At 45.8% G+C, this 21,050-nt stretch carries 20 protein-coding genes and 1 pseudogene; 19 read left to right on the forward strand and 2 right to left on the reverse strand.

Annotated features, from left to right (window positions below; genetic code table 11):
- Positions 1-254: 254 nt before the first annotated feature.
- From ACLU9Q_RS11065 to ACLU9Q_RS11090, 6 genes and pseudogenes are all read left to right on the forward strand, one after another.
- Positions 255-500 (forward strand): annotated as a pseudogene (locus ACLU9Q_RS11065) (flavodoxin); the annotation flags it as partial.
- Positions 501-543: 43 nt separating this feature from the next.
- Positions 544-1,242: a DUF4405 domain-containing protein gene (locus tag ACLU9Q_RS11070; protein WP_296831900.1), complete on the forward strand. Its 699-nt coding sequence runs from the start codon at positions 544-546 to the stop codon at positions 1,240-1,242.
- Positions 1,243-1,375: 133 nt separating this feature from the next.
- On the forward strand, positions 1,376-2,719 hold the full coding sequence (locus ACLU9Q_RS11075; protein ID WP_296831902.1) for an MATE family efflux transporter: 1,344 nt from the start codon (positions 1,376-1,378) through the stop codon (positions 2,717-2,719).
- Between the two features lie 137 nt (positions 2,720-2,856).
- Positions 2,857-3,564: a LytR/AlgR family response regulator transcription factor gene (locus tag ACLU9Q_RS11080; protein WP_296831904.1), complete on the forward strand. Its 708-nt coding sequence runs from the start codon at positions 2,857-2,859 to the stop codon at positions 3,562-3,564.
- Positions 3,564-4,871, forward strand: a complete 1,308-nt coding sequence (locus ACLU9Q_RS11085; RefSeq protein ID WP_296831906.1) for a GHKL domain-containing protein — start codon at positions 3,564-3,566, stop codon at positions 4,869-4,871. Before ACLU9Q_RS11080 ends, ACLU9Q_RS11085 begins: the two co-directional genes overlap by 1 nt.
- 155 nt (positions 4,872-5,026) lie before the next feature.
- Entirely contained in the window at positions 5,027-7,960 is a 2,934-nt protein-coding gene (locus ACLU9Q_RS11090) for a beta-glucosidase (RefSeq protein ID WP_296831908.1), read from the forward strand.
- Positions 7,961-8,055: 95 nt separating this feature from the next.
- Here ACLU9Q_RS11090 and ACLU9Q_RS11095 read toward each other — a convergent pair whose 3' ends face one another.
- Complete coding sequence (locus ACLU9Q_RS11095) at positions 8,056-8,454, reverse strand: MerR family transcriptional regulator (RefSeq protein WP_296831910.1); 399 nt, start codon at positions 8,452-8,454, stop codon at positions 8,056-8,058.
- A 218-nt stretch (positions 8,455-8,672) separates the two neighbouring features.
- Between ACLU9Q_RS11095 and ACLU9Q_RS11100 the strand changes: the two genes are divergently transcribed.
- From ACLU9Q_RS11100 to ACLU9Q_RS11130, 7 genes are all read left to right on the forward strand, one after another.
- Entirely contained in the window at positions 8,673-9,419 is a 747-nt protein-coding gene (locus ACLU9Q_RS11100; RefSeq protein ID WP_296831912.1) for a carboxymuconolactone decarboxylase family protein, read from the forward strand.
- A 72-nt stretch (positions 9,420-9,491) separates the two neighbouring features.
- Positions 9,492-10,637: an iron-containing alcohol dehydrogenase gene (locus tag ACLU9Q_RS11105; protein WP_296831914.1), complete on the forward strand. Its 1,146-nt coding sequence runs from the start codon at positions 9,492-9,494 to the stop codon at positions 10,635-10,637.
- Between the two features lie 14 nt (positions 10,638-10,651).
- On the forward strand, positions 10,652-11,362 hold the full coding sequence (locus ACLU9Q_RS11110; protein WP_296831916.1) for a RibD family protein: 711 nt from the start codon (positions 10,652-10,654) through the stop codon (positions 11,360-11,362).
- Between the two features lie 84 nt (positions 11,363-11,446).
- A complete protein-coding gene (locus ACLU9Q_RS11115) occupies positions 11,447-12,130 on the forward strand; it encodes a flavodoxin (RefSeq protein WP_296831918.1) in 684 nt (227 codons plus the stop codon).
- Between the two features lie 13 nt (positions 12,131-12,143).
- Positions 12,144-12,272, forward strand: a complete 129-nt coding sequence (locus ACLU9Q_RS11120) for a hypothetical protein (protein WP_296831920.1) — start codon at positions 12,144-12,146, stop codon at positions 12,270-12,272.
- Positions 12,273-12,286: 14 nt separating this feature from the next.
- Entirely contained in the window at positions 12,287-13,072 is a 786-nt protein-coding gene (locus ACLU9Q_RS11125) for a flavodoxin (protein WP_296831922.1), read from the forward strand.
- Positions 13,073-13,201: 129 nt separating this feature from the next.
- Positions 13,202-13,879, forward strand: coding sequence for a DUF4405 domain-containing protein (locus ACLU9Q_RS11130; protein WP_296831924.1), 678 nt, complete (start codon positions 13,202-13,204; stop codon positions 13,877-13,879).
- Positions 13,880-13,897: 18 nt separating this feature from the next.
- On the opposite strand, the gene ACLU9Q_RS11135 is transcribed toward ACLU9Q_RS11130, so the two are convergent.
- Positions 13,898-15,124 carry an ATP-binding protein gene (locus ACLU9Q_RS11135; protein ID WP_296831926.1) on the reverse strand — a complete coding sequence of 409 codons (1,227 nt, stop codon included), beginning with the start codon at positions 15,122-15,124 and terminating at the stop codon, positions 13,898-13,900.
- Between the two features lie 230 nt (positions 15,125-15,354).
- Between ACLU9Q_RS11135 and ACLU9Q_RS11140 the strand changes: the two genes are divergently transcribed.
- The 6 genes from ACLU9Q_RS11140 (at position 15,355) to eno (ending at position 21,029) form a co-directional block, all read left to right on the forward strand.
- Complete coding sequence (locus ACLU9Q_RS11140) at positions 15,355-16,032, forward strand: response regulator transcription factor (RefSeq protein WP_296831928.1); 678 nt, start codon at positions 15,355-15,357, stop codon at positions 16,030-16,032.
- Complete coding sequence (locus ACLU9Q_RS11145) at positions 16,025-17,059, forward strand: sensor histidine kinase (RefSeq protein ID WP_296831930.1); 1,035 nt, start codon at positions 16,025-16,027, stop codon at positions 17,057-17,059. The genes ACLU9Q_RS11140 and ACLU9Q_RS11145 overlap by 8 nt, the downstream gene beginning before the upstream one ends.
- 82 nt (positions 17,060-17,141) lie before the next feature.
- Positions 17,142-17,885 (forward strand): EFR1 family ferrodoxin, encoded by a 744-nt coding sequence (locus ACLU9Q_RS11150; RefSeq protein WP_296831932.1) that lies wholly within the window; start codon positions 17,142-17,144, stop codon positions 17,883-17,885.
- A gap of 187 nt (positions 17,886-18,072) precedes the next feature.
- The gene (locus ACLU9Q_RS11155; RefSeq protein WP_296831934.1) at positions 18,073-18,441 is read left to right on the forward strand and encodes a hypothetical protein; all 369 of its coding nucleotides are present in this window, start codon (positions 18,073-18,075) and stop codon (positions 18,439-18,441) included.
- A 136-nt stretch (positions 18,442-18,577) separates the two neighbouring features.
- A complete protein-coding gene (locus tag ACLU9Q_RS11160; RefSeq protein WP_296831936.1) occupies positions 18,578-19,471 on the forward strand; it encodes a LysR family transcriptional regulator in 894 nt (297 codons plus the stop codon).
- A gap of 259 nt (positions 19,472-19,730) precedes the next feature.
- Positions 19,731-21,029, forward strand: coding sequence for a phosphopyruvate hydratase (gene eno, locus ACLU9Q_RS11165; protein WP_296831938.1), 1,299 nt, complete (start codon positions 19,731-19,733; stop codon positions 21,027-21,029).
- Positions 21,030-21,050 lie beyond the last annotated feature (21 nt).

Here is a 21,050-nt window from a genome sequence, read left to right on the forward strand (position 1 = left end):
GAACAATATCTACTCAAAAAACGATAGGGTGCATTTTCAAACCCAAGGGTGCAAATTTAACGATTCCTACTCAGAAAACGATAGTATCGTTAAATTATACCCTCAAGGCTCACGAAAAAGATACAATCCCTACTCGAAAAACGATAACAGCACCTACGAGGGTGCATCCGACATTACAGAAAACGCCCTAACCATGGGCGTTTTCGTATACTCAAAAAACGATAGCTCCGATTTTGGAATTGTATCAATTTGATTACGCAATATGGTGGGGAGAGGCACCGAGAATCGTCAGCACCTTTATGGAAAGCTATGATTTTTCCGGTAAGACCATTGTTCCTTTCTGCACTTCCGGCGGCAGCGGCATTGGCTCCAGCGCTTCCAATCTGGAACAGCTTACCAGTGGCGCCACATGGCTGGAAGGAAGACGTCTGAATGGCAGCGATTCCCAGGATACCGTCATGGAATGGGTAAACGGTCTTGGTCTGAATCTGGGAGAATAATCAGATAAAGAAATTTTAAGTGATGTGAAAGGATGAATGACTCATGAAACCCAAAATGAAAATCAAGATGGGAATTGATCTCCTGATGACAGCGCTGCTGCTCTGCCTGATGGCATATCAAATCATCGGGGAAGCGCTTCATGAGTGGTTTGGCGCCGGGATGCTGCTTTTGTTTATCGCACATCATATCCTCAATATCCGGTGGTATGGCAATCTGTTCAAGGGGAAATACAAGCCTCTGCGCATGGTACAGACAATCGTTAATTTCAGTGTGCTCATTTCTATGATTTGCCTTGGATATAGCGGAATCGTCATGTCCCGCCATGTGTTTGCAGCGCTTCCTATAAGCGGGCCGATGGCGACTGCAAGAAGTATGCACATGGCAGCCGCCTACTGGGGGATTGTGCTGATGAGCATCCATTTGGGAATGCACTGGGGAATGATCGTGGGAATGTTTAAGAGGCTCCTGAAAGGCAGGAAATTGCCGGGTACGGCGGTGTGGGGGCTGCGGCTGGCCGCCGCCGTAATTGCCGGATATGGGCTGTTCTGCTTTATCCAAAAGGACATTGTTTCTTATATGCTCCTGAAAAATCAGTTTGTATTTTTTGATTTTGAACAGAGCGCAATATCCGTATTCGCAGAGTACATTGCGATGATGGGATTCTGGATTTTTGTCAGCTTTTATATAGTCCGGGGAATTGGAAGGATTTCCGGCAAACACTCGAAAGACCGGATGCCCTGATGGGAGAAGCATTATCGGTACATTACTCAGGTGGAGACAGCCTGCCTGATGATATAACAAAATGGCTGGAAACAAATCAAATTTTGCCGGCAGATGAAGGCAGGGATTTTCTTATATAGAGGGAGGAAACAGCATGAATCAGCAGACGGAGCTATTTTCAAATAAAGCATTAAAGGATATGATTATCCCGCTATTTTTAGAGCAGCTGCTGGTTATGCTTGTGGGCATGGCGGATACCCTGGTCGTCAGCTATGCCGGAGAAGCGGCGGTTTCCGGCGTTTCTCTGGTAAATCAGTTTAACACGATTTTTATTTATCTGTTTACGGCGCTGGCATCCGGTGGAGCGGTGGTAATCAGCCAGTACATTGGCAGAAAGAGGGCGGATGCTGCAGGGGAATCTGCGAGCCAGCTCCTGTTGTTCTCTGTGATTTTTTCCGCATTGGTTTCGGCACTTGTGCTGATTGGGAATGAGGGAATGCTCCGTCTGATGTTTGGAAAAGTAGAAGACGATGTAATGCAGGCGTGTATTACCTACCTGCGTATTTCCGCCTATTCTTATCCGGCTCTGGCGGTTTATAATTCCGGCGCAGCTCTTTTTAGGAGTATTGGGAAAACAAGCGTAACCATGTATTTGTCCGTAGTTTCTAATATCATCAATGTGATTGGGAATCTGATCGGAGTGTTTGTGCTTCACGCAGGTGTTGCAGGCGTTGCGTATCCGTCTCTGATCTCCCGGACATTCTCTGCCGTTGCAATCACATTTCTTTGTTTTCAAAGGAAGAATGGCGTCACCTATGCACGGAGATGGATTTTTCAGTGGAACGTGGAGCTTATGCGGAATATTTTAAAGATTGCCATTCCAAATGGGCTGGAAAACGGCGTTTTCCAGTTGGTAAAGGTGGCTTTAAGCAGTATTGTGGCGCTTTTTGGTACTTATCAGATTGCCGCAAACGGCGTGGCGCAAAGTATCTGGTCTTTGGCTGCACTGGCCGGTGTTGCTATGGGGCCGGTGTTTATCACCGTCATTGGACAGTGTATGGGAAACCGGGATATACAGGCCGCAGAAATTTATTTTAAGAAATTGACAAAGATCACGCTGTTGCTTTCGTCGGTATGGAATTTTCTGATTTTCCTGTTGACCCCCTTATTTATGAGATTCTATGCGTTGGAGCCGGATACAAAGCAGCTTGTGATCTGGCTGGTTCTGATCCACAATCTGTTCAACGCCATCGCCTATCCCTTTTCCGGTGCGCTCAGCAACGGACTGCGGGCTGCAGGTGATGTGAAGTTCACCATGTATGTTTCGGTCATATCCACCATAGCAGTGCGTTTGCTGCTGTCCTGGCTTTTAGGGGTTGTCCTGCAAATGGGCGTCATAGGAATTGCGATTGCAATGGTCAGTGACTGGGTCGTCCGGGCGGTTATTTTCTTCTGGAGACAGAAGTCCGGGAAGTGGAAAACTTTTCAGGTAATATAACTATATTGATAAAATGGTTGACCGGTTCATACTAACGTTTGATATAATCTATATATGGAGGGAAAAAGAATATCCAGAATAAAAATGGATCTTTTAGAAATTCGATATTTTCTAAAGTGTCAGGGGGAGGAAGGAGCATGATCAGGATCGCGTTAGTAGACGATGACCGGGAGCATCTGAAATTAATGAAATCTTATCTGGAAAGGTATGCGGCAGAGGAGCATATTCCGGTTTCTGCAAAGGAATTTTGTAATGGGCTGAATTTTGTGGAGGATTATGATGGGAGCTTTGACGTCGTATTTCTGGATATTGAAATGCCGCATCTGGATGGGCTGGAAGCAGCACGCCGTATCAGGCGGATCGATCAGTCGGTTGGGATTATTTTTGTAACGAATATGGCACAGTATGCGATAAAAGGGTATGAGGTGAATGCAATAGATTTCATTGTTAAACCAGTGAAATACTACATATTTACAGACAAACTTAAAAAAGCGATACGCTTTTCGCAGAAGAATACGGAAAAGGAAATCGTTATTGATACAGGAGACACGGTTATTAAGCTCAGAACATCTATGATCACTTATATAGAAAAAGATAAAAATTATCTTGTATATCATACAAAAGGCGAATCATTCCGGATAAGGGGGACTTTGGCAGATGCAGAGGATGTATTGAAAGGGGAAGGCTTTTCAAAAAGTATCAGCGGATGCCTTGTGAACCTGAAATATGTAACAAGGGCTTCCAAAGATACGGTATGGCTGGAAGATGTGCAGCTTCCGATCAGCAGGCAGAGAAGAAAAGAATTTAAAGAGGAGCTTATGAAATACATGGGAGGAATGTACTAATGGAAGGAATGCATTTTATATCCTGTGTCCGGTTTTCAATGCAGCTTATCATGGCGGAGGCTTTTTTTGAACGGGCATGGAAACGGAAGAAAAATTTTCCGATAAGGATAATATTTGGAATCGCCGGTTATTTTTTCGCGGCATGGCTGGCGTTTCAGCTATTTACCAGTATTCCGGGCAGCAATCCGGTCGTATATACCATTTATTATATTAGCCTGTTCTGCCTTTCTTTAGTACTGATGTGGGGGATCTTTCAGGTTTCAAAGAAAGAAATCCTTTTTGCAGGTGTATGCGGGTATGCATCACAGCATATCGGGTTTGCGGTATCCATGATTTTTCAGGAACTGACGGGACTGGAGTTTGGAAATCTGGGGGATTTTATTTTCATTCGTTTTTTACCGTATCTGCTGGTTGATCTGCTGGTTTATTTTATTCTGATCAAACGGTATGAGGGAAAAAGCGAACTGAAAGACAGGGATATCCGCATGGAGATGGTGGCACTGGTAATTTTGCTGACGGTTGTATTTTTAAGCGTGCTGGTAGACAGCCAGATGTTCCGCGAAGCGCCGGGGCTGCTGCGCAATGTATTATGCAAGTTATATGCGATCTTTTGCTGCGCTCTTTCCATGTTTGTTGCATTCAGCCTGTCAAGGGAGAACCGGATCCTGCATGAGAACGAGATAATGGAAAATATGCTGCACAGTCTTAAAGAACAGCAGAAGCTTTCACAGGAGAATATTAATATCATCAATATTAAATGCCACGACTTGAAATACCGGATTTCCAAAATATCGCGCATAGAAGATTCGAAAGATCAAAAAGAATATATTGAAAGTATAAAAAATGCAGTGGCAATTTATGACAACATTTATCAGACGGGAAATGACGCATTGGATCTGGTGCTTACGGAGAAAAGCCTGCTGTGTGATGAGTACAATATTAAACTGAGCAGTATGATAGACGGAGCTGCCCTGGACTTTATGAACACAACCGATGTATATGCGCTTTTTGGAAATCTTCTTGATAATGCCATTGAAAGTGTTATGAAGGAGCCGGATGAAGAAAAACGAATCATCAGCGTCCAGATGGCCAAAAAAGTTCAGGGATATCATATTCATATAGATAATTATTGCAGTGCCAGAGTTGTCTTCGAGGATGGACTTCCGGTCACGACAAAGGATGATAAAGCATATCATGGTTTTGGTGTGCGGAGCATCCGGTATATTGTTGACAAATATAAAGGCGATATGTTGATGCGCGCGGAAGAACAGAGCTTCCAGGTGGATATCTTATTTTATACATCTTAACAGCTGAACCGGCAGACGAAAAAAGTCTGCCGGTTTTTTACCAGTTTTACCTCGTACAAAACCAAATATACCAGAAAAATTTTTCGACCTTCTTTTATGCTATTGTTTTTTTACAAGATAAAAACACTCAGAGAAAGAGAATGGAGGAAAAGAGTATGGGAAATGTGGAAGTTGCATATGAGGACGTCATCAGTGTCATCCAACTGGTGAGAAATCATATCATTGTGATTGCGGCGGCGCTGGTCGTCATGATCGCAGTGATGATTTTCGCACGGAAATTCAAAAAACCGGCAAAGGGATTTATCAGATGGCAGTCACTGATCGCATTTGTGGTAGTGACGGCGCTGACAGTGAACAATATGTTATCCGGCGCATTGTATAATACGATCAATGTAGTGCTGGCGGATAAAGGGGAACTGTCACAGGAGAATGCAGACAATTCCAGGCAGATTATCGAGGAAATCACCAATGAAGGCATTGTAATGACCAAAAATGAGGATAGTTTTCTGCCGATCGCACCGGAAAAAATCAACGTGTTTGGCTGGGCGTCCACCAATCCGATCTACGGCGGAACCGGTTCGGGAACCGTAGATGCAAGTACGGCAGTTGGTATCCTGGAAGGATTGGAAAATGCCGGATTTGAGACGAACAAAGAATTATCTGATATGTATGTGGAATACCGGGCGGACCGTCCGCTGATCAGCATCAACGACGGACAGGACTGGACGCTGCCGGAGGTGCCGGTTGCACAGTATTCCGAAGAAATGATTGAGAATGCAAAAGCGTTTTCCGATACGGCGGTTATTGTGATTGCGCGTACCGGCGGCGAGGGAGCGGACCTTCCCCATGATATGGGAAGTGTGATGGATGGCTCCACACTGGAAATCGGAACAAAGTATGTGAGGGGAACCTACACAAATAATGGGGACTATGACGATTTTGAGGATGGGCAGTCTTATCTGGAGCTGAGTCGCACAGAGGCGGATCTGGTAGAGATGGTCTGCAGTGAGTTTGACAATGTCATTGTCGTATATAACGGCGCAAATGCGCTGGAGCTTGGCTGGACAGAGGATTATGAGCAGATTAAGAGCGTCCTGCTCTGTGCAGGCGCCGGAGCGACAGGATTTAATGCACTTGGAAATATTATTTCCGGCGAAGTGAATCCGTCCGGAAAGACGGCGGATACCTGGGTAAAGGATCTTCACCAGACACCGTATATCAATAATATCGGACATTTTGCTTATACCAATACGCAGGAAGTATCAGACGCAGCGCTGGCGGCATGGGAAAGAGCAGACGGCATTGTATCTTTTGTAAACTATACGGAGGGAATTTATACCGGATATCGTTTCTATGAGACAGCGGCAGAAGAAGAACTGATTGATTATGATGAGCTTGTTATGTATCCGTTCGGGTATGGATTAAGCTACACGACCTTCGAGCAGGAAATGGGAGAGCTGGAGGTTACGGATGATACCATCAGTGTGGATGTTACGGTTACAAACACCGGCAGCGTGGCAGGTAAAGAAGTTGCAGAGCTTTATTATAATCCGCCGTATACAAACGGAGGAATTGAAAAATCCAGCGTAAATCTGGCGGCATTTGATAAGACGGACCTGCTGGAGCCGGGACAGTCGCAGACGCTGACACTTGCGTTTAATATTGAGGATATGGCTTCCTATGATACGTATGGCAATGGCGCATGGGTACTGGAGGAAGGAACATATGAGATCAGTCTCCGTTCTGACAGCCACACGGTGATTGATACAAAGGAATACGAGCTTGCGGATGAGATTGTATATGATGAATCCAATCCTCATGCAGGCGATGTGACTGCGGCGGCAAATAAACTGGATTTTGCGGAAGGAAATGTTACATATCTTTCAAGAGCAGATGGATTTGCAAATTATGAGGACGCTGTAAAGGGACCGGAAAGCTACGAGCTGGACGGCGAGGTCAAAGGAAATGGAACCTGGAATCCGGAGGATTACAATAATCCGGAAGATGAAATGCCTGTGACAGGCGCAGATAATGGACTGGAGCTCTATGATCTGCGGGGAGCAGCGTACGACGACCCGCGCTGGGAGGAGCTGCTGGATGAAGTAACCATAGATGAGATGGTGGAGCTTATCGCGTATGGCGGACATCAGACGGCATCCGTGGAGTCGGTAAATAAACTCCGGACGCTGGATACAGATGGACCTGCCGGGCTTAATTCCAGAACGATCAATGCCTTTGGTACCGGCTATTGCTCTGAGATTCTGATTGCGCAGACCTGGAATGAAGACCTGGCTGCAAAAGCGGGCGAAGGAATCTGCAGGGAATTTACAGATTTTCATATTGTGGGATGGTATGCGCCGTCCATGAACCTGCACAGAAGTGCGTTCGGCGGACGTAATTTTGAATACTATTCAGAGGACAGCCTGCTGAGCAGCAGGATGGCACTGGCAGAAGTAACGGCAGCAGTGGAGCAGGGAGTTTATCCGTATATCAAGCATCTGGTGATGAATGAGCAGGAAACCAACCGGAACGCGCTTCTGTGCACCTGGTTTACGGAACAGAGCGCAAGAGAGCTTTATCTGAAACCGTTTGAATACTGTGTAAAGAATACCCCAAGCGGAAAACTGGCAGTGATGTCTTCTTATAACTTCCTTGGTACAGAATGGGCAGGCGGATGCTCCGCACTTCTGAAAGATATTCTGAGGGAAGAATGGGGATTTGAAGGAATGGTAATCTCCGATTACTTTGGAAATTATGGATATATGGACGCAGACCGGGCAGTCAGAGGCGGAACAGATATGATGCTGGGAACCTCCGGAAACGAAGCAATTATGACCGATTTGAGTGCAACCTCCGTAATTGCAATGAGAGAAGCCACGAAAAATATTTTCTACGTAGTAGTAAACAGCAACGCATATGAGGAGTATGTGCCGGGTGCAATTCCATCCTGGATGCAGATTGTATACATTGTAGATGCAGTGATTGCGGCATTGCTTATCCTGGCAGAGGTTTTACTGATCAGAAGATATTTAAAGAAGAAAAAATGCATGATCACTTTAGAGAATGTAACTCCGGAAGACAGAAAATAATAGGAAAAGATGAAGATTTTGCTGTTGACGATGTAAGAAATTAATTGAAAAATAACCGTGTATCATGGATGCTTACCATAGATACACGGTTGTTTTTAGTCCTCTGTCCTGATTAAATTGCTGACATAAGGCCGTTTGCCGGAAAGTACCTCATCGTAGAAATTCTGCTTCCAGTCGATGTAGGCGAGACTATCCTCCAATTCCTGAATGGAAGTACGCAAAGCTTCCTGCTTTCGGGCGAGCATTTCTTTCCTTTTTGGAATCGTGGACTCACCCTGCAGGCAAAGAGCCAGGTAGTCCTTCATTTCCTGGATGCTCATGTCGCATTTTTTCAGACAGGTAAGATCTTTGATCCATTTTACATCTTTTTCATCAAAAATTCGTCGGTTGTTGGCGTCTCTTTTGACGTTGGGGATCAGTCCCTCATTGCAATAGTATTTTAAGGTCTGGTAGGTCATATCCAGTTCCCGGCAGACCTGCATCATCGTATACATCTTGATTGCCTCCTCTGCTGTTCACAAATAATTCACGAAAAATTTGCAAATCAGTATTGACCGGTAGTAACTACCGTAATCTATAATCGGTTATGACAATCGGTTCAAACAAACGTATCTTAGCACAAAAACAGTAAAATTGCAAGGGTAAGGAGTGATACATCCTAACAATGAAAAAGTTTTGACAAATTTTACAAGATAGGGAGGTTTTGAGTAATATGGATACAGAAAAAAGAATGCAAAAATTATTTGCAGGAGTCTCATCAGATTTAAGAAAGACAGATCCCGAATTTGCAGAGATCATTGCAAATTTCTCTCAGGGAGAAGTAGCAGAGAAAAACAAACTAACGGAAAGGGAGCAGATGCTTTGCATCCTGTCCGCATTGCTCGGCTGCCAGGGAATGGGAGAATTTCGGAATATGCTCCATGCGGCGCTGAGTGCAGGAATTGATCCTGTTGCGATAAAAGAGGTTATCTATCAGGCGACAGCCTATCTTGGAATTGGACGTACTTATGATTTCCTTCTGGCGGCAAACCAGATTATGGAGCAGCATGGGATCGATCTGCCGCTCGCACCGCAGGGGACTACAAACGAAAAGACCAGATTCGGAGACGGGCTTACAAAACAGATGGCGCTATTTGGGGAGGGTATGGCGAAACGGCAGACGGATGGACCTGTTCTTCGCCGGAATATCAACCGATGGCTGGCGGATAACTGTTTCGGTGATTACTATACCCGGAACGGCCTGAACGATCAGGAGCGCGAAATGATCACATTCTGCTTTATCCTCGCACAGGGCGGCTGTGAAAACCAGCTTCGCGGACATACGGCGGGAAATTTTGGAGTGGGCAATGATAAAGAAAAGCTTTACAGTGTTGTGGAGCAGTGTATGCCGTATATTGGCTATCCCCGCAGCCTGAACGCTATGAACATAATAGATGAAGTATCAAAATCTGCTGACTGATAGCAACAACCGAAAAATATAAGCGGTTATAACAAGCGTATAAAAGATTGAAATCATAGGAGGCATTTTACGATGAACAAATTTACATTTTCTTACCCCACAAAAGTTTATTTTGGAGAAAGGAGCGCCATGCAGGCACTTCAGGCAGAGCTTGGAAAAGTTGGCGAAAACGTGATGCTGGCGTATGGCGGCGGTTCCATAAAAAAGAACGGAGTTTACGATGAGATGCGAGCTCTGCTTACCCAGGCGGGCAAAAAGGTGGTGGACTTCTCTGGAATTATGTCAAATCCAACCTATACAAAGGTGCAGGAAGGTGCTGCGCTGGTTAGGGAACAGCATGTGGACTTTATTCTGGCTGTCGGCGGAGGCAGCGTGATTGACTGCTGCAAGGTGATTTCCGCACAGGCGGTACTGGATGAAGATATCTGGGACATGGAGTATGGCAAGGGAAAATTTCCGACAGCGGGGATTCCGATGGGTGCGGTTGTGACGGCATCCGGAACCGGTGCGGAAATGAACGCAGGAGCAGTCATCACTTACGAAGAAAAGAAATGGAAAGGCCCCATCTTTGGAACTGCAGCATCCTTTGCCGTTCTTGATCCGGCGTATACCATGTCGGTTCCGGCTATGCAGGTAATTTCCGGTGCTTTTGATACGTTGAGTCATGCAATGGAAACCTATCTGGGCACTTCCGATGAAGATAATGTATCGGACGATCTGGCGCTGGCGGTTATGAAAAATACGGTAGTCAATATGCGTCGTTTGCTGAAGGATATTAATGATCGTCAGGCAAGAAGCAATCTGATGTGGGATTCGGCGATGGCAGAAAACGGGATTTTAAAATGTGGACGCCTGACTGATTTTCAGGCACATCAGATCGAACACCAGCTTGGAGCCTATACGGACTGCAATCACGGGCAGGGACTTGCGGTGATCCAGCCAGTCTATTACCGGCATATCGTGAAAGATGCACCGGAAAAATTCACCCGGTTTGCAAAAGTGGTATTTGGTGTGGATACCCCGGAGGCCGGTGTGGATGCTCTGGAAAACTTTATTAAAGAGTGTGGCCTTCCTGTGAAAATGAATCAGTTGAAATCCACGGTTGAAATTACTCCGGAGGTGCTGCGTCAGGTGGCGGATACCTGCAACATTATTAAATGTAATCCACGTCAGCTTGAACGGGAAGAGGTTTATCAGATTCTCCTGGAATGTATGTAAGGGAGGGAAAACAGATGGAAAGACCATACACCATATGTCATATATTAAGTGCACTGGATGGAAAAATTACCGGGGCATTTATGGGAACAGAAGCTGCCGGAACGGTAAGCGGGGAATATGCCCGTATCCGTTCCGAATATCAGGCGGATGCATGGCTTTACGGAACGGTAACAACAAAGGAATTTACAGGAAACCGTAAACCGGAGCCTGATCCGGGGGAAAAGGTTCCTGACGGTGATTTTGTGGCAGAAGATCATGCTGCACTCTACTATGTTTCAGTGGATACACAGGGAGAGATCGGTTGGGAATCGGGGACCTTTTGTAAACCGGGGAGACCGGATGCTCATGTGATTGAAGTCCTGACGGAGCAGACACCGGCAGCTTACAGAGCTTATCTTCGCAGGCACGGCGTATCCTATATTCTGGCCGGTTCGAAAATGCTGGATGGCAGACTGGCTTTGGAAAAGTTATATCAGTTATTCGGGATCGGCACGCTGCTGATCTGCGGCGGAGGCACGATTAACTGGACATTCCTGCAGCAGGGTGTGGTGGATGAACTGAGTCTTTTGCTTGCCCCCGTTGCGGATGGAAATCCGGATTCTGTTACCGTATTTGAAAAATCGGCGCTGCTTCCGCCCGGTGAACCGGCTGCTTTCCGTCTGAAAAATATAGAACGGCTGAAAGGCGATGGAGTCCGGCTGGTATATACGGTAACTGGCAGGTAACAGGAGGAAGAAAACTACCAGAAAGCGTTACAGCCCGGATTTTTTGGTATTGTATTAATATAGAACAAACGAGGAGGAAATACAATGAAAGCAAAAAGAATGTTTGGAATAGTTGTGGTGATAGCGCTGCTTATGTTTGCATTAACAGCTTGCGGCAACAGCAGTACTTCTGCAAGCAACTTATCTGCTGAAAAGGAAACGGAAACGTCTGCAGAGACGTCGCAGATGGAACAGGCAGAAGAAGCATCCGGAACGGAAATGGCAGAAACATCGGAGAAAGCAGCGGAATCGGGTATAGAAAATGCGGCTGTGGACGGCAGAAAGATTCTGGTCGCATATTTTTCTCATACGGGAAATACGGAGGAAGTAGCACAGATAATCGCAGATTATACAGGCGGTGATTTGGCAGAAATTCAGAGAGCAGAGGAATATGGCGATTTAGAGGAAGAGGCTGAAGCAGAAATTCTGAATGGCGTACAACCGGAGATTACCGTATCTGTGGACAGCATTGCGGAGTATGATACCGTGTTTGTGGGGTATCCCATCTGGTGGGATGAAGCACCGGCTATGATTGCCACCTTCCTTGCAGACAATGATTTTTCCGGCAAAACAATCATTCCTTTCTGCACCAGTGCAAGCGATGACATAGGAAACAGCCTTCATATTTTCAGTGAGCTTTGCCCGGATGCGGAGATTGCGGAGGGACTAACCGCAAATGATCTGGATGATATTGAACCCTGGATACAGAGACTTGGGATCATGGAATAGAAGGAGAAGACTTATGCAAAGGAAATGTTTTCGGGCAGGACTGCTGTTGCTCATGGCGGCTGCTCTGACAGGATGCGGGACTGGCAGGCAGCTTACCAGATGGGGAAAAGCGTCTGTTGACATAGATCACGATAAAAAGTAAAGGAGCGAAATTCTATGAAAAAAATAACAGCCATACTTCTTTCCGCGCTGCTGGTTCTTTCTCTGGCGGGCTGTGGAAATAATAGTCAGAATACAGCAGGGGATGTATCGACGGAGACAGAAACGGCGGCTTTGGCAATGGAATCCGGTGACGGCGGTACAAAAGAAAGCACAGAGGAATCAGCGGATGCTGAAACAACAAACAATGGAACGGAGAATACTGAAGCTCCGGGGACAGCGGATGCCGGAAACGGTAATATTCTGATCGCGTATTTTTCCGTTATGGAAACGGACGGTGTGGATACCGTAGCCAGTGCGAGCCGTGTGGCAGTGGAAGGCGAGGTTTTGGGAAATAACCAGTACATTGCTCAGATCATTCAGCGTGAAACGGGCGGCGATCTGTTTTCCATCGAAACAGTGCAGGATTATCCGACAACGCATGATCCTCTCCTGGAGTTTGCTTATAATGAAAAAGCAGATAACGCAAGACCGGAGCTTGCGACGAAGATTGAAAATCCCGACAGCTATGATGTGATTTTCCTGGGTTATCCGAACTGGAACGCTGATCTGCCAATGCCGCTCTACACATTCCTTGAGGAATATGATTTCAGCGGAAAAACCATTATTCCGTTTACTACCCACGGCGGAAGCGGATTTTCCAGAACCATTCAGACGATTTCGGAATTGCAGCCGAACGCAACGGTTATTTCTGATGGGCTTTCTATTTCCCGAAACAGTGTCGCGGGAGCAGAAAACGAGGTTGTAAATTGGGTCAATGGGCTGAATTTGAACGCGGAATGAGATTCTGCGTTCATGAGAAAGTAGCAAAGCGGATTCCGAATATCCGCTGATTGAGTAACAATAACAGGTAAGGGCCTGCCCGTGGGTTAACAGGCAGGCGCTTATCTGTAAATGGGAGGAATGTTTCTGATGAAGAAAAAATTTATATGTAAAATCGTCATTGATATGATTATGACAGTATTGTTGCTGTTTTTAATGGCGCGGCAGCTCACCGGAGATTCCGCCCATGAATGGCTTGGTGCAGCTATGCTGATCTTGTGGATTGCCCATCATATTTTGAACCGGAGCTGGTACAGCCATCTTTTCAAAGGAAAATATACGCCTGTACGCATTTTTCAGACCGTGATAAACTTTGCTGTGTTACTTTCCATGCTCGGTTTAATGGTAAGCGGGATCATACTTTCCAGAGAAGTTTTTGCTTTCCTGCCGATTCACGGAGGGATCGCTCTGGCAAGGCAATTACATGTGCTTTCCGCATTTTGGGGATTTGTGCTGATGGCTCTGCATCTCGGCCTGCACTGGAATATGATCCTGGGCATGGTGCGCAAAGCTGCCGGACCGGTTTCTTCCAAACCGCTGCGAATACTTCTGCGTATTGCTGCGGTCCTGGTTGCCGGATATGGGTTTTATGCTTTCCTGAAAAATCAATTTCTATCCTATATGTTTTTGACATCTTCCTTTGTGTTCTTTGATTTTGAAAGACCCGTTCTGCTCTTTTTTACAGAGTATCTCGCTATCATGGGCCTGTTTATTTTTCTGGCACATTATGCTTCCAGGGGAATTCAAAAGCTGACCGGAAGGAGATGAACACATACCTTATCTTTTTCAGATTAAGTTACAGGGAATGAAACAGTTTTTGGCATCGATCGGAATGACTTCCTCACACATGCAGATAATACCACCGCTCCCGCGTTCCAGATTTACCTTGTCAAGCAGTTCATATTTTTTGACTTCCCGCCGGTCAGGGTTTGCGGATTTTTTGATTTCCAGCGGATGGATCACGCCATTTTGCTCCACAAACACGTCAATCTCTTTTGCATTGGAATCCCGGTAATAGGTCAGGTTGGCTTTAGTGGGCGCATAAGCAAAATTTTTGACCAGTTCAATTACTACATAGTTTTCAAAGTAATGTCCGCTGGCCGCCCCGTTCATCAAAGTGTCCCTGGTAAGCCACATGGACAGATACGCGCACAAGCCCGTATCGCAAAAATACAGCTTTGGTGTTTTGGTAAGACGTTTCAGTTCGTTGTTGGCATAAGGCGGCAGCAGATAGATAATACCTAATCCTTGCAGAAGACGTAACCATTCTTTTGCTGTTGGCTGTGATATTTCCGCTGCATCTGCCAGAGTCTTATAATTAACCTGTTCTGCTACCAGGGCAGCACAGGCATTCAGAAATTTACGGAAGCGGATTGTATCCGTAATGCCACCTTCTTCGGAAACATCCCGCATGAGATAGGTTTCAATATAGGAATTAAAATATTCCTGCCTTTGCTCCGCATCTGCCAGTAACGCATCCGGCATACCTCCGCGCCAGATATGTTCAAATACATCTACAATGTCATTCTTTTTTGTGAGAGACTGTCTTTGCAGAAAACAGGGGAGTGAAAAATCCAGCTCATTAGGAAAAACCAGTCCTTCCACCTCATTTTTTGACAGGCTGTAAAGTTCCAGAATCCCAATTCTTCCTGCCAGCGTTTCACGAATATTTTTCATCGTCTTGTATTGCTGCGATCCGGTCAGCCAGAACAATCCCCGTTCTTCGCTTTCGTCACACATGATCTTGATCTGCCCGAACAGCTCTGGCGCCTTTTGTATTTCGTCAATAATAATCGGCGGTTTATAGGTCTGAAAAAACAACACAGGGTCAGATTTTGCAAGTGCCCGCGCCATTGTGTTGTCCATAGAAACATAAGTGCGCTTTTGCTCCGCGGCCAGGTGCTTTAGCATAGTTGTCTTTCCAACCTGTCTTGCGCCTGTTACAAGAACCGCCTTAAAAAAAGAGCTCATGTGTAAAAATTTGCGCTCCAATGCGCGTTCCAGGTATTTCATTACGCATCCCTCTTTTATGAAAATATAAAGTATACTTTATTTTATCCTAAATATTAGCATCGGTCAACCATCCTGAAAAAAATTTTTAATAGTAATATATACCTGAAAGCACCCTCCTATACAGACAGAGAGACAAATTTTTTGCCGCAGTTTATCCTGGCGTGATTTATTGCTGTTATACTGAATCATATATGATACAATGTTGTTATTGGATTTTAGGAGGTAGAAATATGTTTAATATCCTCATTGTAGAAGATAACGCCGATATGCGGGAACTTTTTTGTACGGTTTTGTCTGACAGCGGTTATCACTGCATCCCGGCTGCAGACGGTCTGGATGCCCTGGAGATCATGGACAAGGAATATATTGATCTGATCGTGGCGGATATCATGATGCCGGGAATGGACGGTTATGAACTGACCAAAACACTGCGGGACGCCAAATGTGAAATTCCCATTCTAATGGTGACTGCCAAAGATCAGTTTGACGATATGCAGCGGGGATTTCGGGCCGGAACGGATGACTACATGATCAAGCCCATCAATGTCAAAGAAATGGTGCTGCGGGTCGAAGCACTGCTGCGCCGGGCAAAAATCTCGATCGACAAAAGAATCGTGGTTGGCTCCACGGTATTGGATTATGATGCTCTGACAGTAACGATCCACGGACAGGAAACAATCCTGCCCCAGAAAGAGTTTTATTTACTTTACAAGCTTCTTTCCTATCCAAATAAAATTTTCACCCGACCCCAGCTTATGGATGAAATCTGGGGTATGCTCTCAGAAACGGATGAGCGAACGGTGAATACTCACATCAACCGGCTGCGGGATCGTTTTGCAGACTGCGACGATTTTGAGATCGTGACGGTACGGGGACTTGGCTATAAGGCGGTGAAGAAAGTTGAGTAAAAAGAAGCATTCAAAGCTTTGGCTGTATTTCGCCGGAATTATCTTTGCAACGATTTTTGCTGTCTTTGTTTTAATTACAATCGTATTGTTTGCGTTGTATTGGATCAATCTGATTCAGATTGATCCCACAGCCAGACCTGTACCGATTGTTGTGTTTTTACTGGGCAGCATCCTGCTGGGAACAATTATTGCGCTGTTTGTCGGAAAATCGATGATCCGGCCAATTCAGAATATGTGTGATGCGTTTGACGAGCTTTCTAAGGGGAATTTTTCCGTCAAAATCCCGACAGACGCAAAAATTGCGGAGATCCGGGAAATGGCAGGGCGTTTTAATGCGATGACCCATGACCTGTCCCATATGGAAACCATGCGAAGCGATTTTGTGGCCAATGTATCCCACGAGTTCAAAACGCCTATTGCGGTCATTGAAGGGTATGCGACCTTGCTGCAAAATCCAAACCTGACACGGGAAAAACACGACCATTACGTAGAGATTATTTTGGATAATTCCCGGCGTCTTTCCAATATGTCTGCCAATATTCTGACATTATCCAAACTGGAAAATCAGGAAATGATTGTAGATAACCGGGAGTTCCGGCTGGATGAGCAGATCAGAAAATCCATTCTGCTATTGGAAGGAAAGTGGTCTGCCAAAAACATAGAATTTGATATGGATCTGCCCAAACAGATGTATTATGGAAGTGAACCGCTGCTGGCCCAGGTATGGAGCAATATCCTGGACAATGCCATCAAGCATGCCCCGGCAGACAGTGTGATCCATGTAAATATTCAGGAGGCGGACAAAAGGCTTACTGTCTCCATTACTGATCACGGAGACGGCATGACAGAGGAAGTTCAGAAGCATATTTTTGAAAAATTCTATCAGGGCGACAATTCCCGCAAGGCAGAAGGAAATGGGCTGGGTCTGTCATTGGTGAAGCGAATTGTTGAGCTTTGCAACGGCACCGTCTCTGTTCAAAGTATGCCTGGTCAGGGCGCAGCATTTTCCGTCACTTTGCCGTTGTAGTTTACCGTGAGTTGTCCTAACTGTGCTATATTTCTCCTAAAAGCATAATACAAGGTGCTTTCAATAACAGGAGGTCAATGCTATGGTTTTATATTTCAGCGGAACAGGCAACAGCCGGTATGTTGCCCAAAAAATTGCAGAAATATCCTGCGATGATGTTATTTCCATCAACCAGCGGCTCAAGGCCCAGGACTATGGTAGGATTTCTTCGGATAAACCGTTGGTTTTTGTCGGACCGGTCTACGCCGGAAGACTGCCCCGCGTCATGGACGAATACATCAAGAAGGTAAATTTCACGGGAACGAAATGCGCTTATTTCATCGGAACATGCGCGCAAACCCCATGGATGACAGTAGAGTATGTGGAAAAGCTATGCAAAGAGAAAGCGTTTTCGCTGCTTGGATTCAATTCTGTTGTTATGCCCCAGGGTTATATTGCCGGCGGCGGCACGAAACCCAAAGAAGTCAATGATAAGATTCTGAAAGAAGCAGAGCCAAAGATCATAAAGATTGCGGAAACGATTCGGGATATGAAGATGCTGCCAAAGGAACAGCCTGGCAAGGCTATGATGTCCAAAATTCTGAATCCCATGATGTATGCCATGATGATCAGCGCAAAAGGTTTTACTGCGACAGATAAATGCATCGGCTGCGGCAAATGCGAGACTCGCTGCCCGTTAAACAATGTGAAGCTGGTCAACGGGAAACCTACATGGGGGAAGGAGTGCACCCACTGTATGGCCTGTATCGCAGGATGTCCCGCAGAAGCCATTGAATACGGGAAAAAAACGCAGGGAAAGCCAAGATATTTTCTGGGAGAAAAGTAAAATAAAAAATAAAAACGGCGGTAGGAAAAATTCTTCTTACCGCCGTTTTTATTGTTCTGAAAGGAGGATTTCAGACTGTACTGTAAAATTAATAATTTTCAAATAATTCTCAAACACAGTATAAATAAATCAGTAATATAATGCCTGCATAAAAAATAATTAATATCAGATCAGGAGGATTAGAGTAATGAAAAAAAGCAGTTTTGTAGCAACGATTTTGGGAACGATCAGTGTCATTTTCTTTGCACTGGGAATGTGCATGGCAATGGTTGAAGAGTGGAACGCCTTTAAACCGGGAATTGTTGTAGGATGTGTCGGGCTGGTCTTTGCGCTGATCACTGTTTTTGTCTGGAGAAAAATGGAGCATAAAGCTCCGATCAAAATCACAGGAAAAGCAGTGCTGACGGCAGTAATAGGCATAGTGGGAGCGCTTGCTTTAGGTGTTGGAATGTGCTTCTGCATGGTGTGGAACAACATGATCCTTGGAATTGTTATCGGACTGGCAGGTATTGTGATTTTGCTGTGCCTGATCCCCTTATGTAAGGGATTAAAATAAGATTGTCTGTGACTGGATATTTTATGAAAGGAAAACAGTAAATGCATAAAAACTTTGGTACCGCTTATCTTGCGTTTATTTGGATATCCACGTATAATAAAAGCGTAAGATCTGATAAGGAAGAGAGGCGATATTGGTGTACAATCATCAACTTGAAACATTTCTTCGGGTAGCGGATGCCGGAAGTTTTAACAAAGCTGCGGAGCAATCCTTTATTACACCTACGGCAGTGATCAAACAGATTAATCTTCTGGAGGCGGATCTGGATGTAAAGCTCTTTGAGCGTACTCATCGCGGGCTAACGCTGACAAAAGCCGGGATGTCTCTGTATAATGACGCAAAATATGTGATCCAATATTGCAAGGATTCTGTCATTCGGGCAAAGAATGCCATGCAGGAGGGAGAGAATGTGATCCGCATTGGTACATCCCCTATGACTCCTGCCGGGGTTTTGGTGGAACTTTGGCCCAAAATCCATGAATTATGCCCGGAGATTAAATTCCAGCTTATCCCCTATGAAAACACGCCGGAGAATGCCAGGGAAATTTTGAAAAATCTGGGGCAGAACATTGACGTAGTTGCAGGGATTTTTGATGACACGATGCTGAATCTGCGAAGCTGTGCAGGATTTGAAATTTCCAGACAGCCGATCTGCTGCGCGGTATCCATCCATCATCGTCTTGCCGGTAAAAACCGGTTGACTGTTCAGGATCTGTATGGCGAGCGGCTGATGCTGATGCACCGGAACTGGAGTCATTATGTGGATGTGCTTCGGGATGACATCTGGCAGAATCATAATCAGATCCAGATCGTGGATTTTGACTTTTACAGTGTGGATGTGTTTAACCGCTGCGAAAACAGTAATGATGTGCTGATGGCAGTTCAGGCATGGGACAATGTGCATCCTTTATTAAAAGTCATCCCTGTGGAATGGAATCATTCGATTCCCTATGGTCTGCTCCATTCCCATACGCCATCGGAAACGGTAAAACGCTTCCTGTCGGCAATTCAGATGGTATTGCACCAATAGAATATATAGAACCTTTAGACGAAGGAATCGAGACTTCTGTGGAGGCCTCGATTTTTTTATACGATAGCGGCGAAGAATAAGGAATTAATCTCTTGACTTTTGCGATGCGTTATGTTAGTCTGACTGTAGTTAGTTAAAACTAACTAAGCGCGAATAAATCATGCAGACTCCTCAGAGAATAAAAGAAGCTCTGTTTCCCCGGAAATACTGCTGACTTTCCGGGGAGGATGTTCTGCAAAGCAAGAAAGGGGACATATCTATGGATTATTTAGAGATTGAAAAAGTGACAGGCAGGGAGATTCTGGATTCCAGAGGAAATCCCACCGTTGAGGCGGAGGTTACATTAGCGGATGGAACAGTCGGAAGAGGAATGGCTCCCAGCGGCGCTTCTACCGGTGAGTTTGAGGCCCTGGAGCTGCGGGATGGCGACAAGGCAAGATATCTTGGTAAAGGCGTGCAGAAGGCTGTTGAGAATATAAACACAAAAATCAGCGAGGTTCTCCTGGGAATGGATGCCTCGGACACCTATGCAGTGGATAAGGCGATGATCGACGCAGACGGAACCAGGGACAAATCCAATTTTGGCGCAAACGCCATCCTGGCAGTTTCCATCGCTGCGGCAAGAGCTGCTGCAGATTCGCTGGGCGTACCTCTTTATCGTTTCCTGGGCGGTGTTTCCGGAAACCGTTTGCCGGTTCCTATGATGAACATTGTAAACGGCGGCTGCCATGCCCTGTCCTCCGGTCTGGATGTGCAGGAATTTATGGTGATGCCGGTGGGAGCTCCCTCTTTTAAAGAAGGGCTTCGCTGGTGTGCGGAAGTGTTCCATGCCCTGGCTGCAATTTTAAAATCCAGAGGACTGGCAACCTCTGTAGGTGATGAGGGCGGTTTTGCACCGGCTCTGGCATCGGACGAGGAAGCTATTGAAACCATTCTGGAGGCGGTAAAGAACGCAGGTTATGAGCCGGGCAGGGATTTTATGATCGCCATGGACGCGGCATCTTCCGAATGGAAGACCGGCAAAACCGGCGAGTACAAGCTGCCGAAGGCAGGAACGGTCTACACCTCCGAGGAGCTGATCGCCCACTGGAAAAAACTTGTGGAGAAATATCCCATCATTTCCATTGAGGATGCTCTGGACGAGGAAGACTGGGAAGGCTGGAAAAAGCTGACTGCAGAGCTGGGCGATAAGGTGCAGCTTGTGGGAGACGACCTGTTTGTGACAAACACGGAACGTCTGTCCAAGGGAATTGCACAGGGATGCGGCAACTCCATTCTCATTAAACTGAATCAGATCGGCTCCGTTTCTGAGACGCTGGAGGCGATCAAGATGGCCCATAAGGCAGGCTACACAGCCGTGACTTCCCATCGTTCCGGAGAGACGGAGGATACCACCATTGCGGATCTTGCCGTAGCTCTCAACACCTGCCAGATCAAGACGGGAGCGCCCAGCCGGACCGAGCGGGTGGCAAAATACAATCAGCTTCTCCGAATTGAGGAGGAACTGGGTGCAAGCGCCATTTATCCGGGAATGAATGCCTTTAACGTATCAAGATAAGTAAAAATCAAGAAGGAGGGA

This window comes from Marvinbryantia sp. (genome assembly GCF_047017445.1).
Taxonomy (GTDB): domain Bacteria; phylum Bacillota; class Clostridia; order Lachnospirales; family Lachnospiraceae; genus Marvinbryantia.

Bases quoted from the DNA above. Each gene is read 5' to 3' on its own strand.
- ACLU9Q_RS11095 (WP_296831910.1), bottom strand. From the start codon at position 8,454: ATGTATACGATGATGCAGGTCTGCCGGGAACTGGATATGACCTACCAG.
- ACLU9Q_RS11115 (WP_296831918.1), top strand. From the start codon at position 11,447: ATGAAAGCAAAAAGAATGTTTGGAATAGTTGTGGTGATAGCGCTGCTT.
- ACLU9Q_RS11100 (WP_296831912.1), top strand. From the start codon at position 8,673: ATGGATACAGAAAAAAGAATGCAAAAATTATTTGCAGGAGTCTCATCA.
- ACLU9Q_RS11070 (WP_296831900.1), top strand. From the start codon at position 544: ATGAAACCCAAAATGAAAATCAAGATGGGAATTGATCTCCTGATGACA.
- ACLU9Q_RS11085 (WP_296831906.1), top strand. From the start codon at position 3,564: ATGGAAGGAATGCATTTTATATCCTGTGTCCGGTTTTCAATGCAGCTT.
- eno (WP_296831938.1), top strand. From the start codon at position 19,731: ATGGATTATTTAGAGATTGAAAAAGTGACAGGCAGGGAGATTCTGGAT.
- ACLU9Q_RS11105 (WP_296831914.1), top strand. From the start codon at position 9,492: ATGAACAAATTTACATTTTCTTACCCCACAAAAGTTTATTTTGGAGAA.
- ACLU9Q_RS11080 (WP_296831904.1), top strand. From the start codon at position 2,857: ATGATCAGGATCGCGTTAGTAGACGATGACCGGGAGCATCTGAAATTA.
- ACLU9Q_RS11140 (WP_296831928.1), top strand. From the start codon at position 15,355: ATGTTTAATATCCTCATTGTAGAAGATAACGCCGATATGCGGGAACTT.
- ACLU9Q_RS11150 (WP_296831932.1), top strand. From the start codon at position 17,142: ATGGTTTTATATTTCAGCGGAACAGGCAACAGCCGGTATGTTGCCCAA.
- ACLU9Q_RS11090 (WP_296831908.1), top strand. From the start codon at position 5,027: ATGGGAAATGTGGAAGTTGCATATGAGGACGTCATCAGTGTCATCCAA.
- ACLU9Q_RS11135 (WP_296831926.1), bottom strand. From the start codon at position 15,124: ATGAAATACCTGGAACGCGCATTGGAGCGCAAATTTTTACACATGAGC.
- ACLU9Q_RS11125 (WP_296831922.1), top strand. From the start codon at position 12,287: ATGAAAAAAATAACAGCCATACTTCTTTCCGCGCTGCTGGTTCTTTCT.
- ACLU9Q_RS11120 (WP_296831920.1), top strand. From the start codon at position 12,144: ATGCAAAGGAAATGTTTTCGGGCAGGACTGCTGTTGCTCATGGCGGCT.
- ACLU9Q_RS11075 (WP_296831902.1), top strand. From the start codon at position 1,376: ATGAATCAGCAGACGGAGCTATTTTCAAATAAAGCATTAAAGGATATG.
- ACLU9Q_RS11155 (WP_296831934.1), top strand. From the start codon at position 18,073: ATGAAAAAAAGCAGTTTTGTAGCAACGATTTTGGGAACGATCAGTGTC.
- ACLU9Q_RS11130 (WP_296831924.1), top strand. From the start codon at position 13,202: ATGAAGAAAAAATTTATATGTAAAATCGTCATTGATATGATTATGACA.
- ACLU9Q_RS11110 (WP_296831916.1), top strand. From the start codon at position 10,652: ATGGAAAGACCATACACCATATGTCATATATTAAGTGCACTGGATGGA.